The 17,875-nt window shown below is 41.6% G+C and carries 18 protein-coding genes and 1 pseudogene; 6 read left to right on the top strand and 13 right to left on the bottom strand.

What is annotated here, in order from left to right:
• Positions 1-8: 8 nt before the first annotated feature.
• Positions 9-1,379 (bottom strand): pyridoxal-phosphate dependent enzyme, encoded by a 1,371-nt coding sequence (locus Xbud_RS12255; RefSeq protein WP_099136327.1) that lies wholly within the window; start codon positions 1,377-1,379, stop codon positions 9-11.
• A 353-nt stretch (positions 1,380-1,732) separates the two neighbouring features.
• Between Xbud_RS12255 and Xbud_RS12250 the strand changes: the two genes are divergently transcribed.
• Positions 1,733-2,653 carry a lipase family protein gene (locus Xbud_RS12250; RefSeq protein WP_099136326.1) on the top strand — a complete coding sequence of 307 codons (921 nt, stop codon included), beginning with the start codon at positions 1,733-1,735 and terminating at the stop codon, positions 2,651-2,653.
• A gap of 109 nt (positions 2,654-2,762) precedes the next feature.
• Positions 2,763-2,954, top strand: a complete 192-nt coding sequence (locus Xbud_RS12245) for a type II toxin-antitoxin system HicB family antitoxin (RefSeq protein ID WP_099136325.1) — start codon at positions 2,763-2,765, stop codon at positions 2,952-2,954.
• Between the two features lie 266 nt (positions 2,955-3,220).
• On the opposite strand, the gene Xbud_RS12240 is transcribed toward Xbud_RS12245, so the two are convergent.
• The 3 genes and pseudogenes from Xbud_RS12240 to galE all read right to left on the bottom strand — a co-directional run bounded on the left by Xbud_RS12240 (position 3,221) and on the right by galE (position 5,036).
• Positions 3,221-3,655 carry a GNAT family N-acetyltransferase gene (locus Xbud_RS12240; RefSeq protein ID WP_099136324.1) on the bottom strand — a complete coding sequence of 145 codons (435 nt, stop codon included), beginning with the start codon at positions 3,653-3,655 and terminating at the stop codon, positions 3,221-3,223.
• Positions 3,656-3,704: 49 nt separating this feature from the next.
• Positions 3,705-3,869, bottom strand: coding sequence for a hypothetical protein (locus Xbud_RS19830; protein ID WP_169923066.1), 165 nt, complete (start codon positions 3,867-3,869; stop codon positions 3,705-3,707).
• A gap of 147 nt (positions 3,870-4,016) precedes the next feature.
• Positions 4,017-5,036 (bottom strand): annotated as a pseudogene (galE, locus tag Xbud_RS12235) (UDP-glucose 4-epimerase GalE).
• Between the two features lie 203 nt (positions 5,037-5,239).
• On the opposite strand from galE, the gene Xbud_RS12230 reads away from it, so the two are divergent.
• Positions 5,240-5,980: a 4'-phosphopantetheinyl transferase family protein gene (locus tag Xbud_RS12230; RefSeq protein ID WP_099136323.1), complete on the top strand. Its 741-nt coding sequence runs from the start codon at positions 5,240-5,242 to the stop codon at positions 5,978-5,980.
• 143 nt (positions 5,981-6,123) lie between these two features.
• Here the strand turns inward: Xbud_RS12230 and Xbud_RS12225 are convergent, their stop codons facing one another.
• Positions 6,124-6,690, bottom strand: coding sequence for a LeuD/DmdB family oxidoreductase small subunit (locus Xbud_RS12225; protein ID WP_244589942.1), 567 nt, complete (start codon positions 6,688-6,690; stop codon positions 6,124-6,126).
• Positions 6,687-7,985 (bottom strand): 3-isopropylmalate dehydratase large subunit, encoded by a 1,299-nt coding sequence (locus Xbud_RS12220; protein WP_099136400.1) that lies wholly within the window; start codon positions 7,983-7,985, stop codon positions 6,687-6,689. Before Xbud_RS12220 ends, Xbud_RS12225 begins: the two co-directional genes overlap by 4 nt.
• A 223-nt stretch (positions 7,986-8,208) precedes the next feature.
• Between Xbud_RS12220 and Xbud_RS12215 the strand changes: the two genes are divergently transcribed.
• Positions 8,209-9,126 (top strand): LysR family transcriptional regulator, encoded by a 918-nt coding sequence (locus Xbud_RS12215; RefSeq protein WP_099136322.1) that lies wholly within the window; start codon positions 8,209-8,211, stop codon positions 9,124-9,126.
• A 99-nt stretch (positions 9,127-9,225) separates the two neighbouring features.
• On the opposite strand, the gene Xbud_RS12210 is transcribed toward Xbud_RS12215, so the two are convergent.
• From Xbud_RS12210 to speA, 7 genes are all read right to left on the bottom strand, one after another.
• Positions 9,226-10,005 (bottom strand): L-threonylcarbamoyladenylate synthase, encoded by a 780-nt coding sequence (locus tag Xbud_RS12210; RefSeq protein WP_099136321.1) that lies wholly within the window; start codon positions 10,003-10,005, stop codon positions 9,226-9,228.
• 43 nt (positions 10,006-10,048) lie between these two features.
• Positions 10,049-10,534: a YbhB/YbcL family Raf kinase inhibitor-like protein gene (locus Xbud_RS12205; protein ID WP_099136320.1), complete on the bottom strand. Its 486-nt coding sequence runs from the start codon at positions 10,532-10,534 to the stop codon at positions 10,049-10,051.
• A 235-nt stretch (positions 10,535-10,769) separates the two neighbouring features.
• Positions 10,770-11,696 carry an agmatinase gene (gene speB, locus Xbud_RS12200; RefSeq protein WP_099136319.1) on the bottom strand — a complete coding sequence of 309 codons (927 nt, stop codon included), beginning with the start codon at positions 11,694-11,696 and terminating at the stop codon, positions 10,770-10,772.
• Positions 11,697-12,086: 390 nt separating this feature from the next.
• Positions 12,087-12,302 carry a hypothetical protein gene (locus tag Xbud_RS12195; RefSeq protein ID WP_099136318.1) on the bottom strand — a complete coding sequence of 72 codons (216 nt, stop codon included), beginning with the start codon at positions 12,300-12,302 and terminating at the stop codon, positions 12,087-12,089.
• Between the two features lie 599 nt (positions 12,303-12,901).
• Entirely contained in the window at positions 12,902-13,216 is a 315-nt protein-coding gene (locus tag Xbud_RS20545; protein WP_244589941.1) for a GrpB family protein, read from the bottom strand.
• A gap of 39 nt (positions 13,217-13,255) precedes the next feature.
• Positions 13,256-13,390, bottom strand: coding sequence for a hypothetical protein (locus tag Xbud_RS20940; protein WP_280176111.1), 135 nt, complete (start codon positions 13,388-13,390; stop codon positions 13,256-13,258).
• Between the two features lie 296 nt (positions 13,391-13,686).
• Positions 13,687-15,597 carry a biosynthetic arginine decarboxylase gene (gene speA, locus Xbud_RS12185; protein WP_099136317.1) on the bottom strand — a complete coding sequence of 637 codons (1,911 nt, stop codon included), beginning with the start codon at positions 15,595-15,597 and terminating at the stop codon, positions 13,687-13,689.
• A 686-nt stretch (positions 15,598-16,283) separates the two neighbouring features.
• Here speA and metK point away from each other — a divergent pair.
• Together metK and Xbud_RS12175 are read left to right on the top strand one after the other, a co-directional pair.
• Complete coding sequence (gene metK / locus Xbud_RS12180; protein ID WP_099136316.1) at positions 16,284-17,438, top strand: methionine adenosyltransferase; 1,155 nt, start codon at positions 16,284-16,286, stop codon at positions 17,436-17,438.
• Between the two features lie 163 nt (positions 17,439-17,601).
• Positions 17,602-17,805: a SprT-like domain-containing protein gene (locus tag Xbud_RS12175; RefSeq protein WP_099136315.1), complete on the top strand. Its 204-nt coding sequence runs from the start codon at positions 17,602-17,604 to the stop codon at positions 17,803-17,805.
• The last annotated feature ends 70 nt before the right edge of the window (positions 17,806-17,875 follow it).

Below are 17,875 nucleotides of genomic sequence, written 5' to 3'. Positions count from 1 at the left end.
GAAAGAGATTAATTGAGTTGTTGACGCCATGCGTTCAGCACATCGGTACGGGTAACAAGGCCGATGAAGTGATTACCATCATCAACAATCAGCGCCACATGGCCCGCATCAAAAGTCGCGACCAACTGCTCTAATGGCGCTTTTTTATGAAGAGTATTAACCTGACTGGTCATTGCCTGACTGACAGGCAAAGAGAAATTACGGGAATCAGCCTGAATAGCATGCATCAAATCCCACTCATCTATGATGCCGATAACCTGCCCATTATCAAGCACAGGAAGTTGTGAAATGTCATACAACCGCATTCGCCCATGAGCAGTTTGCAAGGTATCCTGTGGAGAAACAAAAACCGTCGCACCATCCCGGTAACGATACGTTACATAATCGCTTAAATCGTTCTCTTTCTGCTGTGAACGTAATCCCTGCTCCAATAACCAGTAGTCATTGAACATTTTGGATAAATATTTATTGCCACTGTCACAAGCTAAAGTAACCACCCGTTTTGGTGTTTTTTGTGCACGACAGTAGCATAAAGCAGCAGCCAATAACGTTCCTGAAGAAGAACCAGCAAGGATACCTTCCTGTAGCAGTAGTTCTCTTGCACAAGAAAATGCTTCTGCGTCCGTGATCCGATAGGCATGACAAATTTGGGTGAAATCTCCAAGCGGAGGGATAAAATCCTCCCCAATACCTTCAACAAACCAACTTCCTGCTTCATCGTAGTGACCATATTCAACGTAATCAGCAAGAATAGAGCCTTTGGGATCAGCAAGAACAAATTCAGTCTTAGGAGAAACTTCCTTGAAATATTGGCTTAAGCCGCCCAGTGTCCCACCAGAGCCAACTCCCACAACCACTGCATCCACGTTATGTTCCATTTGCTGCCATATTTCAGGGCCAGTCGTTGTCGTATGGGCAAGCGAATTCGACGAGTTATTGAACTGATCGATATAATAAGCTCCACTGATTTCCTTTGACAAATGTAATGCATAGTCCTGATAGTATTCCGGGTGCCCTTTACATACATCAGAACGAGTCAAACGAACATCCGTTCCTAGTGCTCTCAGGTGATATATTTTCTCTCTGCTCATCTTATCCGGCACAACCAGGATCAGCTTATAGCCTTTCATAGCAGCAACCAGCGCCAATCCGATACCGGTATTACCCGCTGTAGCTTCAATGATAGTGCCACCAGGCTTCAGTAACCCCTGATTTTCCGCCTGCTCAATCATTGAGAGTGCAACTCTGTCTTTAATAGAACCACCTGGATTTTGGTTTTCTAACTTAATAAATAACTGACATGGGCCAGTGTCCAGATGAGTCAGTTCCAGTAACGGTGTATTGCCTATCAGTTCCAGAACCGAACGTGGTGCTGACATATTAGCCTCTTAATATTCAGTAATATTTAAAAATAATACTTACAGATTACTAAAGGATAACGCTGCATAGCGGCAGATTTAAAAGAACAAATCAAAACTACATATAACAAAATGTAATTAATTCTATATTGATAAATAGAAAATATTTCCCCGATAGTTCCCTTAATTCAACAAGTTTACTAATTAGTTACTGGTCAAAAACATAGTGGGTTCAAATTCCCAGAAATTCTGACAGAATGATATACGCTTAAATTAACCCTTTTATATTTTTTTATGCTCAAGATATTCGAATTGCAGTATGCCAGAGATGTTCATGATACACACAGCCAACAATAATAAAGAGGAAATAGATTATGTATAACATAACGCTATCTAAAGAAGCCCAATTGGCATCATTAATACTGTACGCAGCAGATATGAACATACAATATTACAACAATCCGACTCCCCCTCCTGATCCGCGTATAGAAGAAGATGGCTGGAAACTTGTCGGTTATATTAGTGGTAATGATCTGTCTTTCTCTGTAGATCCAAAAACTAATAAGCAATTTTTAATTATGCTGCCTGTTAGTGTCTGTTATGGATATATCGCAGAAAATAAAAAAACGCCAAAAGAGTATATTATTGTTATTCGCGGGACAGATATTTCAAACCTATTTGAAGCTCTACATGACCTTGTTCCTGTTTTCACCTCACCATGGGCAGATACTCCGGAACAAAAAGTCAGCATGGGTTTCTATAGTATTTATAACTCATTAAAACTTACTATTGTTGATCCTGAGTATAAAGGTGATCTCCAATATCTCAGATTCTCCAACGCAATCGCACAATTCATAGGAATCAACACACCATATACCATACTTGGTCATAGCCTTGGTGCTACCATTGCAGCTTATCTTATGAGAGATATTCCGTTACTTGGTGATAAACATAAAGCCTGTTTGTTCGCCAGCCCAAAACCAGGAAATCATGAATTTGTTACCTATATCGACAATCATTTCTCCAATTATGAAGTCTTCAACTATGAAAAAGATCTGGTTCCTCATCTTCCCCTGCATATTCCACTCATACTGGAATATGAATCCCTGTCAAAAGTGACCTTACTCAATCCACCAGATGGCCTGAACATAGCTGACAGTTTGGGGTGTAACCATTATTTAGCCAGTTACATTGCAATATTGGATCCCAATCAATTCAAACATCTGATCTTAGAATCTAAAACTCCAGACTCAGAAAAGCATAAAATGGCATCGTCTTGCATATCCTTAACATAATCATCCGATGAAACAACAATAGGCAACTTTTCGGCGGGTGATTCAATGGAGGACGCAATAAAAAACGCCAAAGGAAACTATCACAGGGCATTTAGAGTCATTAGCCGAAATGAACCAATTACCCCCAGAAGCAAAGTCATTGGATTACTGGATTAAAGATGAAGAAAACGTCACTCTGCCTGATTTGTTATCAAAGAAAATCGATGATCAGGTTAAAACAAGCCCAAACTTGTACAAGAACCGTAGCCACTTTTTGCAAATGGCTGCTTTGCATGAATTGCAAAACGGTATTCAGCAATAACTATGATCAATCAGCCTCATATTTTTTCTGACTACTATGAACGGTTTTCGCATAAGCATAATCAAGATGTAACGGTTTTTCTGTTGTTAATTCAATTGTACGGTGACCGTTTGTAAGAATAACGCAATCTGGTTTTACCGCTTCGACGGTAAAACGATCTCCATTGGCAATATCCAGATCTCTATCATTGCGTGTGACTTTTTAGACCCCGTCTGACAAGTTTGTATATATTGAACCGATGTTGGTTGAGGTCTAAAAATTCACACCTAAATCTTGATAACAGCTAGCATCTCTTCAACTTCCGCATCCATACCAACCTCAACGAAACCAAAACTGGCATAAAGATTTTTCGCAACGAGATTATTCGGATCATAACTGATTGCTATTGCTTCCAACTGATCTGTGCGCCTGATTTCATCAAGCGCCAGCGATAGTGCTTTACGCCCAATACCCTTGTTTTGATGGTTTTTATCCACCATAAACCGCCAAATCGTTATTCTTTGGTCAGCATCGGGTACCCACATGAAAAAACCAACAGGCTCCCCATCCAGGCAAATTGCGCGCGTTTGGTATAAAGGGTAAAATTTAGATTGAACAAGGGACCACACATTTTCCGCGATATAGTCAAGCTGATCATCAGTGACTGATAGGCCGCAGACAGCTTCATAATTGTTCTTGTTTACGTCAGTTAAGGTAATCAACTACACCGCTCCAATATGGGATTGTAAGTCAGAACCGTCAAAAATATTGTTATACTGTTTTTTTAAGCATTAAGCCAAATAAAGGGTTATCAATAACAGGAATAACGGCAATATCGAATTTGTCTGGCTCCGGCAAAAAATCAATATTCATTAATGCGGCAAATTGTGACGTTGCCAAATAGGCTTCTTCAATATCGTCGACGTAAATCACCATCCCAAATTCTTTTTCAGAAGGCGACTGCACACTTTGTCAGAACTCGGCTGCACTCGATTGCTGGAGTTGTGTAATTACATGAATCGATGGGCATAAATGCCTTTATGCCCGCTATACTTGCCATGTTTATGTGATACCGGACTTGTGTTATCCGGCTTTATAACCATCAGGATTCTGTGACTGCCAACGCCACACATCATTGGTCATTTCTACAATGGTACGACTTGCTTTCCAACCCAGTTCACGTTCGGCTTTCTCCGGGCTTGACCAGCATTCAGCAATATCGCCCGGACGACGTGGGCAAATTTCATAAGGAACAGACTTACCACATGCCTGGCCGAATGCTTCCACCATTTCCAATACACTCGTTCCTTTGCCTGTTCCCAGATTGTAGATATGCAGACCTGATTTCCTGCCAACTGCATTCAATGCTGCTATATGTCCATCAGCTAAGTCAATGACATGGATATAATCACGGACGCCTGTTCCATCCGGTGTAGGATAGTCATTACCATAAACAGACAACTTTTCCCGGCGCCCTACCGCCACTTGGGAGATATACGGCATTAAATTGTTAGGAATACCTTGCGGATCTTCTCCCATCGTACCAGAAGGGTGTGCCCCGACCGGATTAAAATAGCGCAGTAATACCACTGACCAGTCATTTTCCGCATGATGGAAATCAGACAGGCAACGTTCTACCATATATTTACTTGTACCATAAGGATTTGTGGTATTACCTACCGCAGATTGCTCTGTGATAGGAACAATCGCAGGATCGCCATATACAGTTGCCGATAAACTGAAAATGATGCTTTTCACACCTACTTTGTGCATGCTACGCACCAATACCAAAGTTCCATTAACATTATTATCTTAATATTCAAGAGGTTTTGCGACTGATTCCCCAACTGCCTTCAAGCCAGAAAAGTGAATAACTGACTCAATTGAGTGACGGGAGAAAACAGAATCCAGGAATGCTTCATCACAAATATCACCTTCGTAAAACAGCGGCCTGACATCGGTTAGTGTTTCAATGCGATTCAAAACTTCACAATTAGAATTACACAGATTATCGACAATAATCGGAGTCATTCCCGCTTCAATCATCTGGACACAGGTATGGCTGCCAATGTACCCCATTCCACCTGTCACTAATATTTCCACATTTACCTCTTTTTCAATTGGACTGATTAAAAAATCTATGTAATCAATAGGATAGTATCGATTTTCAGTTTCTTATCGATATATACGATAACAAAGCACAGTATAAAAAGAGTTAACAAATTAGTGAACTAAAAACCAAGTATGGCAAAATCAGCCGAAGACAATTTACCAATATTTCCAATGAACAATACCCACGAACAACAATGAAAAAAATGACTTTTATCCCTGTACAAACGAACTCCATCAATGAACCTTTTTTCACGGACATACAAAGAGGCCAATTATCTGATCACCCTGAGATTCAGGTTATGCTGACTTATTTTGCCCCCAGATTCTATCAGGATAATTTATTTGATAAATATGGCATTACTTATCCCACACGGTTGCATAATGCTGTCACCAAACGACGGGCAGAATATCTGGCAGCCCGTTACTGCACCCGACAGATATTGAAGACTATGGGATATCCTGAGTTTCAGGTAGAAACAGCAAAAGATCGTTCCCCTGTCTGGCCTGAAAAAATTTACGGTTCCATCTCTCATTCAACCAATTGCGCTATCGTTTTTGCTGCTTCCAGCGATAAATATCAACTAATAGGCATTGATATCGAGAAGGAAATCAAACAGGACACCATCGACAGTGTTTCAGCCAGTATTATCAATGAAGCTGAGGCTGAATTACTTTCGAAATGCTCCCTTTCTTTTATTCAAGCTTTTACTCTCGTTTTTTCCATTAAAGAGAGCCTTTTTAAGGCGCTCTATCCCCATGTAAAGCGATTTTTCGATTTTCATGCAGCAGAGATTATGGAAATTGACTGTATTCATCGCACTATGACCATCAAATTACTACAAACATTATCTGATGAATATCAAGCTGGTTGCCAGTTTCATGGAAATTTCGTTCTGATGCCACAACAACAGATATTGACCTATATTGTGGGGTAAAAATAAGGGATGAAAAACCCGGAAGATTTGGCGACGCAGCTTACAAAACTGTAACTTGCAAGATGAGATGACAAAAATACATGCCAGTTCATAATCTACTGGCATGTTACGTCAATATTATTTGGTATTATTTGGTTCCAGTATTACTTAATTCTTCCGGTTGCCCGCGCATAAGAGAACAGTCCACCAGCAGCAACAATATTGGCAAGTTCTCCCACAGGGTCAGTCGGATATTGTTCACCACTTTTCAACACAGTCACCGTCTGGTTTTCAATATCAATCTCAACATTGTCTCCCGTGACTAATTTGTCACACAAACGCTCCTGTGCCGCAACAGGTAATAATTCTCCGGTAGAAACGCAATTACGGAAGAAAATACGGGCATAAGATTGGGCTAAAACCGCCTTTACGCCAGAAGCGCCCAAAGCAACCACTGCATGTTCACGGGAAGAGCCACAACCAAAATTCTGCCCTGCTACAATAATCGGATATTTTGCTTTTCCTTTTTCTTCATCAATAAAAGGCAACGATCCTTCCGGTAATCCGCACATCGCCAATGAAGCCAACTGCACATAGCCTTCAGGCGTAGACGGATTTACTTTGATATATTCTCCGGCCAGAATCTGGTCAGTATCAATATTGTCAGCCAATACATAGACCTGACCACGAATGATATTTTCCTTTTGTTCATTCATAACAACATCGCTCATAAAAATTCTCCCGGATTGGTGATCTGACCAGTAATCGCTGCCGCAGCAACAGAATAAGGGGAAGCAAGATAAATATTGGCGCGCTTATGCCCCATTCTTCCGACAAAATTACGGTTGGTGGTGGATATCACCGATATCGGATCATTAACACGACCAAAGGTATCCGGTGGGCCACCGCAGCAAGCGGCACATCCAGATTCAGCAGAAAGTTTCACTCCTGCATCGCTTAAGATTTGATAGACAGACATACCATCAATCTGGGTGGTGATAGTTTTATGGAACACTTCTTTTGTTGCTGGCACAGCATAAGTCGGAATTTTGACTTTATGCCCTTTTATAATACGGGCAGCGGCAACAAAATCTTCCAGTTTGCCACCTGTACAGGAGCCGATATACGCCTGTGAAATCGCAACATTGGCAACCTGTTCAATAGAAACAACATTATCCGGCGAATGGGGTTTGGCAATCTTCGGCTGCATATCAGAAACATCGATATTTAACACCCGGGTATATTGCGCATCCTCATCGGGGTAAACGATGTCAAAAGGAATATCATTTCTCTCTGCCAGATAATCGAGCGTCGCCTGATTCGGCACCATAATGCCATTTTTAGCACCACACTCAACAACCATATTGCAAATCGTCATGCGCTCTTCGACAGATAATTCATCAATGACATTTCCACCAAACTCAATAGCCTGATATGTTGCTCCATCCACAGTTAACTCCGCCAATACCGCCAGGATCATATCTTTAGCCAGAACATGAGCTGGTTTAGTACCGATAAAGTTCACACGAATAGTACTCGGAACTTTGAGCGGAATTTCTCCCGTCCCTATTGCATAAGCGGCATCGGTAATACCTAACCCAATCGCAAATGCACCAAAAGCCCCCGCAGTTACCGTGTGGGAATCTGTACCCAACAGGACTTCTCCGGGACGGGTATGCCCTCCCTCAGCCAGCCCGATATGACAAACCCCCTTATAATTGGGAGTCCCAACATCGTAGAAATATTTAATATTCTGCTCAGCGGCAAATTCACGCATTACCCGAATGTTCTGATTAGCCTGTGGATCAGCGGAATAGACAAAATGATCGGGGATCATAATAAAACGGGCAGGATCCCATATCCTGGCATCCTGTCCGAACTCTTTTTTAAACACGCTGGCTACACCCGGAGTACAGGGATCGTGAGACATTAAAATATCCACTTTCGCCCAAACCACCTCACCCGGAGTGACATGTTTGCGCCCACTTGCTCGTGCGAGGATTTTTTGTGTTATAGTTTGGTTCATCTCACATTGCCCTCCAAAAGATTTAGACATGCTGAAAAGGAAAAAATTGTAATCCTGATAAGATTACTACTCTTTATTCTGGGGAAATGCCATCATCTAGCACACTGTTTCTATAATGAAACAGTCGTTCGCCACATGAAAAATTGCCACCAGGAATATTGGCATTTCTTCGCAGAACCTGTGATATGTTATGGTTTTTCGGAGTAAATCATCAGGTTACTTTATGAATAATATTGAGAATCTTACCTCAATGGTGATCTTTGCTCGCGTAGTGGAGACACTGAGTTTTACCGAAGCTGCAAAATCATTAAGGCTGTCCAAGTCTTCTGTCAGCCGTGAAATTGCACAGCTAGAGGTAAGATTGGGCACTCAATTACTCAACCGGACCACACGCAAAATCCAGGTGACAGAAGTCGGGATGAATTATTACCAGTACTGCCACCGTATTCTTGATGAAGCCAAAAACGCTGAACGTTTTATCCGCAATTTTCATGAAGAGCCAATGGGTAGCCTCCGTCTGATTGCCCCAGTGTCTTTTGGTAGCCAATGTATTGTCCCTGTCCTGAACAATTTTGTCGCCGGGAATATCCATGTCAGTGTTGATCTGGAACTGACAGACAGAGTTATTAATATGGAAGATGATCACTGCGATATAGCAGTTGTGATAGGGCGTGAAACACCAAATCATCCACTTGTTATGCCTCTGATTGATATCACTTGGGGGCTTTACGCCGCTCCAGACTATATCAGCCAGTTTTCAGCCATCAAGAAACCGGAAGATCTCCCCCACTATGATTACCTGCTCTTCCGTGGCCCCGCACATACTATTTCTCTGCCGTTTAGAAAAGAGAGACATAAATTCGATATTGAAGTACGCAGCCGTTTTCGCATCAATAACAGTGTAGCATTGATGAGTTCTGCACTGGCTGGTGCCGGTATTGCCTATCTGCCGGATTACATCACCCGTGAATCGGTAGCAGCCGGAAAGCTGATACGACTTCTTCCCGAATGGAACATGGATATCTATCAATCCTGGATATTGTTTAAATCAGAAGAGACACTCTCTTCACGTGTGCGGCTTTTTGCCAACACTTTACAACATAAGCTGAAACAAGATCTGGAAAATGACAGGCAGGAATAAGCCAAGAAGATTTTTACGAGTACAGCACTGTATCCACAATGCTGTACCCGTAACAAATATCATCCTGCTAGCCCAACAATTACCAGTGACAGTTATCTATCAATAATAGTTACCATGACGGTAATCCCAAGTCGTGAAAATATCAGACATCATTACCATAATTTTGTTTACATCCAAACCTTTACGAATCAATACCGGACACGGAGTAATATCACGCTGACCATTTTGGTCCGGAACTAATTTGCCGTTTTCATCCACCATTGAAATCATCACACCCTGCTCATAACGGGTTTGTTCAGTTTCATTTGGCTGGATAGATTTAACATAATCATTAGCGGCAATAATCAAATCTGCACGCTCTTCAATACGTTCACCGATACATTCAACCAATCCCCGATTACCTTTACCTGATGGATTAGCTGAACTGGCAAAAGAGAATTTACCATATTTTTCCCACAGCTCTTTCGCCAGAATTTCGCCGGGTCTGCCGAATTTAATCACGAAACAGCTTGTACCACGATTATCCATCATCAATTCTTTGGAACCATCATCGGGAATGCGTCCTACAGCTTTTGCTTTCCATGGCAAAATACAACCTAGCAATACATCTGCATCCCAATGCTTTTGATAAAGTTCTTCAATTTCCGGGTTAAGCTGAGCCAGCTCTTTCAGTTGTTCCAGAGATCCACACAGTACCACTCCTGGTTTATTACGATTACGCTGCTTGGCTTCAAATTTACGTTCCAGCCCTTTCGCATCGGAAGTCATGATGATGTAGCCCACTTTAGTTGGACAAACAATCATTCCACCATCATTAGAAAGGATCTCTACCGCTTCCTGCTGTAGCTCTTGATTCCATTGAATTTTTTTACCGCTCATATATTGATACCCTTTGACTTAAAACTGAAGAACGATTAATCCGTTAACGCTGGTAGTAACCGGTAATAGTGGCTGTTGCCAGAGTGTTGGCCTGGATCACAAAACGCGCAACCGCATTTGTTGTTTCTGAATCAATACCCAGTTTCTCTACCGACAAGGCATGCACCGTGAAAATATAGCGATGAGCTTTATCTCCCTCAGGTGGACAAGGCCCGCCAAAGCCGAATACTCCATAATCATTTTTGCTTTGGATCATGCCGACTGGCTGCTTATTGCCATCACTCAGTCCCGAATCTGCAGGCAAAGTTTGTATTTCCAGCGGAATATCAAAAACAACCCAATGCCAGAAACCGCTGCCCGTTGGCGCATCCGGATCATAAACCGTAATAGCAAAACTTTTTGTTCCGACTGGAACATTTGTCCAGGCAAGCTCAGGTGAACGATTACCACCATTGGCACCAAATTCGTTAAATTCATGTTCTTTGCGCAAGAAGTCATTATTCTTAAATTCAGTTGAAGTGATTATCACGCTTATCTCCTCATAGGAATGCCTTTAAAAACATCCTAGCGCAGTTTTTTTATGCTGCAAGATTAAGCTATGGTTTTACCTGATTGTTTCAATTTGGCAACAATAAGTACGTTTTTGGGCATTTTTTTATTCATATGGCTACTGGATATAGTAACGATCAGTAAAGGCGGTAAAAAAAGAAAAAACCCGTCATTGGACGGGTCTTAAAACAGCGCTTATTTATGGCTGAATTATATTAAACACTCTTTTTCGAAGCCTGCAAATACAACAATTCTAATCCAATCGTCGCTGCCGCCAGCGCGGTAATTTCTGATTGGTCATAGGCAGGAGCAACTTCCACGACATCCATACCAACGATGTTCAAAGGTTGCAGACCACGCAGGATTTTCAACGCACGATCTGAAGTCAGGCCACCGATCACTGGTGTCCCTGTGCCGGGTGCAAATGCCGGATCAAGACAATCAATATCGAAGGTCAGATATACAGGCAGATCACCGACAACAGCTTTGATCTGCTCAACAACATCTTCAACGCTACGATCATTAACCTGTCCGGCATCTAATACCGTGAAATCATTATCGATATCGTGCTCGGTACGAATACCGATTTGTACTGAATGGGCAGAATCGATTAGCCCCTCATTTGGTGCATGGTAAAACATCGTACCGTGATCAAACTTGCTGCCATTCGGGTAGGTATCCGTATGAGCATCAAAATGCACTAGAGCCATTTTACCGAAATGTTTTGCATGAGCGCGCAAAAGTGGCAATGTAACAAAGTGGTCACCACCAAAAGAAAGCATCTTCTTACCTGACGCCAGCACTTTCTCAGCATGAGCCTGCAACTTTTCGCTCATATCCTGAGCATCACCAAAATTAAATACCAGATCACCACAATCCACGACATTCAGGCGTTTACGCAAGCTGAAGTTCCATGGCCAACGGCTGCTTTCCCAAGCCAGATTAGTCGATACCTGACGAATGGCTGCTGGCCCGTGGCGACTGCCGGCTCGTCCCGATGTAGCCATATCAAAAGGCACGCCGATAATCACCCATTCTGCATCACTGGAATAAGGTTGGAAATTCAACGGGAAGCGCAGGAAGCCAAAGGCATTTGAAACCAAGGAGTTATCGATTTGGTTTCCTAAGGAACTAATACTCATGATATTTCCCCAAAGCCCCATGTTTAATGAACACGGAGCTTGATTACGCTAACTTCAAAATAGTCTAGGTTTTAAAATTAAATTTGAAAACAATAAATTACTGCCTAAAGAGAACAGATATGTACTTATTCATGTACAAACAGAAAAAGTCCCAAACACTCTAGCTTGGTAACTACTTCTATAGTATTAGACATATTTTTTTCTTACCACTATTTTGAGCAGAATTACATTAAATAAATGCTACGATGACCTGAAAGAAAAACGAGGATTTGTTCAATCATGAGATAGCTCCGTTGTTTGATAACCTACCTGAAATGGGTTGACTTGAATTCGATTAGATGAAAATCATGGTCTTACTGAGTGAAACGAAATGGGAACTGAAATCAATCATTACCAGCTAATTCTCATTTGCTGGACATGTCTATCCGCTAACCCTTCATTGAGCAAAGCATCTATATTGCCCTCAGAAAGTGCGCGGTATTGTGCTGGTGTCAGTTGATATTCTTGCATTACCTTTTCTGGTTCATTTTCCCAACGTGCCTGTACTTCAGGTTTAGAAATTAAATCATCAAGCAAGTCATTCACATCTTTCATTTTATTCTGCATAGTTAATTTTCTCACTGATTCATATAAAAGCGTTGTATGGTATGTAAAAACACCTTTAATATATGAGGTAAATTATAAAAAATGTTCAAATTAACTGCTTAAAAAAACATATTTAGCGGTTCTCTTAAGATGCTATTTATTAACAATGATGCTTAAATTTATAAAAAGCAATTAGATTTTTTTTATGGTCATTAACCAAGAGTTAATTAAGGTAAACATCTATTCGGCTTCAAAAAGCTCTGATAAAAATCCGCACTCTCTGCTCTCATAGTTGCAACAGACTTAACAGACTAAGTTATTAGTTCTGAATTAGATGTGGAATGTTGATTAGAATCAATTTGGCGAAATGGGAGGTGATTTTCAATTATCACAGACCACACAGTGGCTTGAAAGGTAAAACGCCTTATAGGGGGCCTATAAAAAATGAGAACGTAAAAGTGTTCTGTCAGTCGAAATCAAAACAGATTTGTTTTTTGTTCCGCACAATAATTATCAAACATTATTACAGCAATTCCTTACTTTGAAATATACGTTGATAAATTTCATGTACCACTTTTTCTTTTCTCTTATTATAGTCCATTACCTGTTTAACATTATTTTTAGCAGTTCTTCGCAGCTATATATCGTTCACAATCTTCAGGATGTTCTCTAAGCCAATCACGAAACCAAATATGTCGGATGTGTTCAGGGCAATCAAGACCAAAAACATGAAGATTAACTCTAGGTTTTGCCAAGCGAAGGCATCGATGTTGATAAAAATTCGGTTCACGAACCGTTAAATCATAACCAAGCCGCTCCAATGCTGGTACATATTTTTCTTCTTGAGTTGGATCTTCCACAATAAGATCAATATCAATAACAGGTTTGGCAACCATCCCAGGAACTGCCGTCGACCCAACGTGCTCAATATTCAAGACAACGTTACCAAGTGTTTCTTTGATAACCGAAGAAAGTTATTGCCATGTAACTAACCATTCAGGATTGTATTCTACAACGTCAATCGTCTCTTCAGCAGGTTTACCATGTACCCAGGGACTTTCATTAGGATCAGGCTCCGGGAAGAAGGTAATATCTTTAATATTTATCACTAACTCGCTCCTTATTTCTTTGCTTAAGAAGGAAAGGGAACTTCTAATTTCTAAGTGAAAGTATCACTTTTATTACGGTAACCAAAATCAATGTGCCACATCACATAAGAGCTATCAAAATATTTAGACATTTCTTTGTTAAATTTACCCGCTATTTTTGTGTTCGAACTTATCGCAAAAAAAGTTCACAGAAAAAGTGCGACTTCGCATAGTGATTAAATAAATAGCCATCCCAAATCAAATGATTATTTAAAATCCATGATAAAGAATGGCTATTAATGAAGATTAGTAACTAATCAGAATGACTCATCTTCCAAGTAAGTGTAACCATACAGGCCATTTTCAAACTCTTGCAGGAATTGCTCTTGCAAATTTTCACCTAAATCAGTCGATTTCACTTGATCACGAAAACGAGTCAATAGCACTTGTGGCTCCAGTTTCACATATTGAAGCATATTGGCTACCGTATCACCCTCTTCACTCTGCTGATAAGTGACTTCACCGTTTTCTGAAACGTAAACATCAATGGCCGCTGTATCACCAAACAGGTTATGCATATTGCCCAGAATTTCCTGATATGCCCCGACCATAAAGAAACCAATCAATGGAGGGTTTTCCGGATCGTAAGCTGGCATTGGCATTGTTGTTGCCACACCGTCGCCATCAACATAATGATCAATAATACCATCAGAGTCACAAGTAATATCCAGCAATACAGCACGACGATCTAATGGCTTATCCAGTCCCTCAAGTGGCAGGACAGGGAACAGTTGATCGATTCCCCAAGCATCAGGCATAGACTGGAACAGGGAAAAATTAACATAGAATTTATCCGCCATGCGCTCCTGTAATTCATCAATGATCGGTCGGTGAGCACGGTTACTTGGATCAAGATCCTGCTGAATATGACGGCAGATATTTAAATATAATTCCTCTGCCCAGGCTCTTTCAGAGAGGCTTAATATCCCGTGCGCATATTGGGTATGAACATCGTGCAGGTCAAACTGACTGTCATGCAACCATTCACGCAAAGAACGCTTATAGCCCCCTTCCTGCATCTCCAGCCATGTATCCCATAAACTTGTCAGAGGACGTGCCGCATCTTCTGCTGGTGGCGTTGTATCAGTGAACTCATTACGTTCAACCCCAATAACATTGGAGATCAAAACAGTATGGTGAGCCGTCAATGCCCGACCGGATTCAGTGATCACGGTTGGATGGGGCAGGCCATGTTCCTCACAGGCATCACCAATGCCCCAAATGACATTGTTCGCATATTCATTCAGGCCATAGTTAACAGAACATTCTGACTGGGAACGCGTACCTTCGTAATCAACGCCCAGTCCTCCGCCAACATCAAAACACTGAATGTTAACACCCAGTTTATACAGCTCGACATAAAAACGGGCAGATTCACGCACACCTGTTGCCACATCCCGGATATTCGCAAGCTGAGAACCCAGATGGAAATGCAGCAGTTGTAAGCTGTCCAGCTTCCCGGCCGCACGGAGGGTTTCAACCAATTGCAGCACTTGCGCCGCTGCCAGACCAAACTTAGATTTCTCACCACCACTGGACTGCCATTTACCTGCTCCCTGTGAAGCAAGACGCGACCGTACTCCAAGACGGGGAATGACATTAATGCGTTCCGCTTCTTCCAGCACCATCTCTATTTCGGACATTTTCTCGATAACCAGATACACTTTGTGTCCCAGTTTTTCACCGATCAGTGCCAGACGAATATATTCACGATCTTTATAGCCATTACAGACGATGACAGTCCGCGTCATGCCTGCATGAGCCAACACAGCCATCAGTTCGGCTTTGGAGCCCGCTTCCAACCCAACAGGCTCACCAGAATTTGCCAACGATTCGATCACACGGCGCTGTTGGTTTACCTTAATCGGATAAACCAGAAAATAATCACCTTTATAACCATAAGATTCACGGGCGCGTTTAAATGCAGCATTGATGGAACGCAAACGGTGTTGCAGGATCTGAGGAAAACAAAACAATGCAGGCAATCGTAACTGTTTTTTCTCTTCCTGAACTTTTCTTACCAGCTCGACAAGCTCAACTTGTGCTTCCGGCAAATCAGGATTTGGACAAACACTGACATTACCCAGATCATTGACGTAGTAATAGTTACCGCCCCAATATGCAATATTGTAGGTCTGTCGCATTTTACGTGCGATATTATCATTCATGGCAGTCTCCTTCATGGAGTAGAGATTTGCCTTCACCTGTAGTCAATAACCCAAGACGCTATTTATTGTGCGTATCTTGCGCATTAATAAATGTCAGGGAACAGCATGCTCTTAAATTATAGAAACGTTTAGAGGGAACTAAACAATATGTATTTACTGTTTGCAATATAACTTCAGTTCAAAATTACCCGTCTGCTTGAACGCTTCAGGTAACATCGGATTGAGTTCATATCGATAAGAGAGGAACAAGATGTGGATACATCAATGGCATAATGTGGCTGTTGGCCGTTAACAATCAGCAGATAATGGTTCATAACCCCATTCACCCCACATGGCTTATTATCACGAAAGCCGTTTCTCAATTGAGAAGCAGAACACGCATAAACGCACCCTGCAAACGCCCATAACTTGAAGTGCAAAAAACCTATCAGTTACGGGCGCTGTTTATACCTGTAATCCTGCAAAATTGCAAAACGAAATTTATTTATACTTAACAGATTTAGATAGATTTACTCGATAGATTTCGAATCTAAAGAAATACAGAGGAGAAACCTAAAATGTCATACTGTGAAAGATATTTAAAACCAAAAAAACTGGTATATTCGGCAATAGTAACTTAGACTAGCCGTCTAGATGGTAAAACATCCACCCTTAAACCGAAATTATATTTAAGGTAACGAAATATAATGACTACACACCTTTTTACTTCTGAATCCGTTTCAGAAGGTCATCCAGATAAAATTGCTGACCAGATTTCCGACGCTGTTCTTGATGCGATCTTAGAACAAGATCCCAAGGCTCGTGTAGCTTGTGAAACTTATGTGAAAACCGGTATGGTTATGGTTGGTGGTGAAATTACTACCAGCGCTTGGGTTGATATTGAAGAAATTACCCGCAGTACTGTGCGCGAAATTGGCTATACCAGCTCAGACATGGGTTTTGATGCTAATTCTTGTGCAGTAATTAGTGCGATTGGCAAACAGTCACCTGATATCAATCAGGGTGTTGACCGGGCTGATCCTCTGGAGCAAGGAGCTGGTGATCAGGGATTGATGTTTGGCTATGCAACCAACGAAACCGACGTATTGATGCCAGCACCTGTTACATATGCTCACCGTCTGGTTGAACGTCAGGCTCATATACGTAAAAACAAAACCCTGCCGTGGTTGCGTCCCGATGCCAAAAGTCAGGTTACATTCCAGTACGACAACGGTAAAATTGTCGGTATTGATGCAGTCGTACTCTCTACTCAGCATTCTGAAGAAATCGGCCAGAAAGAACTGCATGAAGCAGTTATGGATGAGATCATCAAGCCTGTATTGCCGGCTGAATGGCTCACTCCGATGACTAAATATTTCATCAACCCAACAGGCCGTTTCGTGATCGGGGGACCAATGGGTGACTGTGGTCTGACAGGTCGTAAGATTATTGTAGATACCTACGGTGGTATGGCTCGTCACGGTGGTGGAGCGTTCTCAGGTAAAGATCCATCTAAAGTTGACCGTTCTGCAGCTTATGCTGCACGTTACGTGGCTAAAAACATTGTCGCGGCAGGTCTGGCTGATCGCTGTGAGATCCAAGTGTCTTATGCTATCGGTGTTGCTGAACCAACTTCCATCATGGTTGAAACGTTCGGAACTGAAAAGGTGCCAACATCAACACTGATCCAATTGGTACGCGAATTCTTTGATCTGCGTCCTTACGGCCTGATCAAGATGTTGGATCTGTTGCATCCGATCTATCGCGATACAGCGGCATACGGTCACTTTGGTCGTGAGCAATTCCCGTGGGAAGCGACAAATAAAGCCGCGATCCTACGTGATGCAGCAGGGTTGAAATAACCTCTGTTATACCTAAAAAGCCCGCCCATACCAGCGGGCTTTTTAGTATTGTATTAGCCCGTAGCTATACCTATGAACATACATATTCGTTAGCTAAGTTACTCTAATAATTATTGCTGTTATGAAATTCGTTAAAGTTCCACTTCCTCTTCAGCAAGCAGTCATGCGTACTTTGCGACAAAAAATAGTTCAGGCAAGTGATTTTCTTGAACAAACCTTTCCCGAACCCAATGTGACCTATCAACAACGAGGTACAATTGCGGGAAGTGCTCGTCTACAGGATTGGGAAATTCGCCTTAACCCAATTCTGCTCATTGAAAATCAACAATCATTTATTGATGAAATACATTTACTTAATCATTTTTAATCATTGATGATCAGGAATAGTCATCTATTTTAAATTAATTATTTGATTTATATCATAATTTAATTTATTT

The organism is Xenorhabdus budapestensis, from assembly GCF_002632465.1.
Lineage (GTDB): Bacteria > Pseudomonadota > Gammaproteobacteria > Enterobacterales > Enterobacteriaceae > Xenorhabdus > Xenorhabdus budapestensis.
Note: the sequence above shows the minus strand (reverse complement) of the source record. Positions and strands in the feature narration are given on the sequence as shown.